Source organism: Candidatus Chloroploca sp. Khr17, assembly GCF_004138165.1.
Taxonomy (GTDB): Bacteria; Chloroflexota; Chloroflexia; order Chloroflexales; family Chloroflexaceae; genus Chloroploca.
Genome location: NZ_RYFF01000104.1, coordinates 3,651 through 7,370, shown reverse-complemented (window position 1 = coordinate 7,370; position 3,720 = coordinate 3,651). Strand labels below are relative to the sequence as shown.

Annotated in this window: 1 protein-coding gene; it reads left to right on the top strand. The window is 62.2% G+C overall.

Translation table 11 applies throughout. The features are described 5' to 3' along the window. Positions 1–3,720: SdrD B-like domain-containing protein (locus tag EKD05_RS24795; RefSeq protein WP_129678227.1), on the top strand; the 3,720-nt coding region annotated here is incomplete at both ends.

The window sequence follows — 3,720 nt, the reverse complement described above, 5'->3', positions numbered from 1 at the left end:
CTCGCAGGCGTCACCACGATCACCAACACCGCCGCCATCAGCGGCACCAACGATCCTGGCTCGTCCTCGAACGACGAGACCACGCCGGTCACCGCCGCGCCCGATCTCGTCATCACCAAGACCGACAAGGGCATCACGGTAGAGCCAGGCGATCTGATCACCTACACGCTCACCTACACCAATGTCGGCAACCAGGATGCCACGGGCGTCACCATCACCGAGACCGTGCCGAGCTACACCAGTTTCATCACCACCACCGGCTGGACGTGCGTCGGCGGCACCTGCACCTACCCGTTGGGCGACCTCGCCGTCAACATCACTGGTACCATCACCTTCGTGGTGCAGGTTGATCCAAGCCTGCCCGCGGGCGTCACGAGCATCACCAACACCGTTGTCATCACTGACGACGGTAGCAACGGTGCCGACCCGACCCCGTTGAATAACGAGGACGACGAGACCACGCCCGTCACCGCCGCGCCCGATCTCGTCATCACCAAGACCGACGACGACATCACGGTGGAGCCAGGCGACCTCATCACCTACACGCTGACCCTGACCAACACCGGCAACCAGCAAGCGGCGAACGTCGTCATCACCGAGACCGTGCCCGCCAATACGAGCTTTGTTGCTGCGGGGAGTAGTGCGACCTGGAGTTGCCCGAACGGCAGTCAGGCGAACAACACCTGTACCTTCACTATCGGCAACCTGAATGCAGGGGCTACGCTGACCCGTACCTTCGTGGTGCGCGTCGCGAGCACGCTGCCGGCAGGGGTCACCACGATCACCAATACCGCCAGGATCGGCAGCAGCAATCATACTGGCTCAGACTCGAATACCGAGATAACGCCAGTCGAGGCCGCGCCCGATCTCGCCATCACCAAGACCGACAATGGCATCACGGTGCAGCCGGGTGGGCTGATTACCTACACCCTGCACTACACCAACACCGGCAACCAGGATGCCACCGGCGTTGTGATCACCGAGACAGTGCCTGCCGATACGAGCTTTGTCAGCGCTGACAGTAGCGCTGGGTGGTCTTGCGCCGACGGCCCTCAGGCCGGCAATACCTGTGTCTATACTCGTGCAACGACGTTGAACGCAGGCGCAAGCGATACCCTGACCTTTGTGGTGCAGATCAACAATCCGTTGCCCGTTGGCGTTGAACAGGTGGTCAATACGGCCCAGATCGCCGATGATGGTACCAATGGAACGACGCCTACACCAACGACGACGGTCACCACGACAGTCACCTTCCCGCCGATCAGTCTGGGCAATCGGGTCTTCTACGATACCAACAATGATGGCATCGACAACGATGGTGACGGCGTGACCCTCGGCTCGTCCACGGGTGTTGCCAACGTGACCGTGCAACTCTTGCTCGATGCCGACCGTGACGGCCAACTGACGGGCGACGAGCAGACCTGGATCGCCGAAACAACCACCGACGCGGATGGCTTCTACCTCTTCACTGAGCAGACCCATCGCAATGGGGCGATGCTCACCAACACCCTGCTGCTCTATCCGGGCCAGTACGTGATTGGTCTTCCGGCGAGCCAGTTTGCCACGGGTGCGGCCCTTGAAGGCTACCATAGCAGCGGCACGACGATCGATGCGACTGGCGCACTGACCGAGACGATCATCGGGCCTGGCGATCGCCAGGATCGTGGCACGCACCAGCGCACCGGCTTCTATGATGCGGGCGTCCTGAGTGCGCCAGTTGAGGTTGTGACTGGTCAGGCTCCACGCAATGAGCCTGAAGATCCCGGCTCTTCACCCAACGAAGCACCGATCCTCGATCAAAATAGTGATCTGACCATTGACTTCGGCTTCTACACCGCAAGCCTGGGCGACCAGGTCTGGCTTGACGATGGTCGCGGGGTCGGTGGCTTCCTGGCCGATGGCCTTCGCAATGGTGAAGAGACCGGCCTCTCCGGTCTTGCCATCGCTTTGCTGCCGGCGAGCGGCGAGACCATCCTGTTTACGACAACCACCGGGGTAAGTGGAACCTACACCTTCACCGGACTGAGCCAGGGCGACTACCGGGTGCGCATCACAATGCCCGAAGGTTATGTCAGCACACGCGACACCGCAGGAACCCTTGATCCGAACAACAACCTCAACGATGACGATAACGGCGTTGGCAGCGCACCTGGCACCGCTACCAGCAATGCCTTCACGCTCACATCAGGCGGGATCAGCAACACGCTTGTGCTCAGCACAACCGGCAGCACCCATAATGCAACGCTTGACTTTGGCATCGTGCGGGCCTATAGTCTGGGCAACCAGGTCTGGAACGACCGCAATAACAACGGCCTGTTCGACAATGGCGAAGACGGGCTTGAAGGCGTGACCCTGCGGCTCTTCCTGGCTGATGGAACGACCCGTGCCACGCACATTAGCGGCGCACAGGTGGACGATCAGACAACCGATGCCACCGGGAACTACACCTTTACTGACCTCGCCGCCGGGAGCTATGTTGTCCGTGTGCTCAATAGCAACTTCAGTGGCGCGGGTGTGCTGGCCGCCACCGCGAGCCTGCCAGCCTTTAGCTCAAGCACGGGCAACAATGGTAGCGCCACCGGGCCGTACGAAGGCGCAGCCACACCCGATCCAGATGATGGCGTTGATAATGACGACAACGGCACCACTGATGCCAACGGCCATGTCAACACTCTGCCCGTCACCATCAGCACGACAAACAACCTGACGCTTGACTTTGGCTTCTATCGGCCAGCCAGCCTCGGCGACCGTGTCTGGCTCGACCGTAACGCTGATGGCATCCAGGATCCCAGTGAACTAGGGCTGAGCAACGTCACTGTTGAACTCTCTCAAGCAGGTGATCCGGGAAGCTTCCTGATCAGCACCACCACCGACATCAGTGGAACCTACCTCTTCACGAACCTGGGTGCAGGCGACTACGTGCTAACCTTTGTCCGGCCTGAGGGCTACTACTTCAGCCAGCCAGGTCAGGGTGAGGATACAGCACGGAATAGCGATGCCGACCAGAATAGCGGCGAGACGGTCATCGTGACGTTGGCAGAAGGCCAGACCGACCTGACCTGGGACGCGGGGCTCTACCGCGGGGCCAGCATTGGCAACCTGGTCTGGGACGACACCAACGGCAATGGCGTCCAGCAGAGCGGCGAGAATGGCATCGCCGATGTGCTCGTCACGCTCACCGGGGTGGACAGCCTCGGCGCGACGGTCAGCCTGACCACGACCACCGACGCCAGCGGGCTCTACACCTTTACGAACCTGGTGCCCGGCACCTACACCGTCACCGTCACCCCGCCCGCGGGCTACCTCGTTACCGCCCGCAACCAGGGCGAGCCTGATGCCGACAGCGACGCGGCCAGCGATGGCGCGATGGTCAGCACCATCCTCACCTCGGGTGAAGCAGACCTGACCTGGGACGCCGGCCTCTTCCGGCCCGCCACGCTTGGCGACCGCGTCTGGCAGGACACCAACAGCGACGGCCTCCAGACCCTGGGCGAAGCTGGCTTCGCGGGGGTAACCGTTGACCTGGTTGGCGTGACCGGCGCGGGCGTGCCCGTGACCGCCACCACCACCACCGACGCCACCGGGTTCTACACCTTCACGACCCTCGCCCCGGGCGTCTACACCGTCACCGTCACCGCGCCTGACGGCTATGTCTTCAGCCAGCCGAACGTCGGCAGCGACCCGACGCGGGAGAGTGATGCCGACGCGACGGGCGTGATG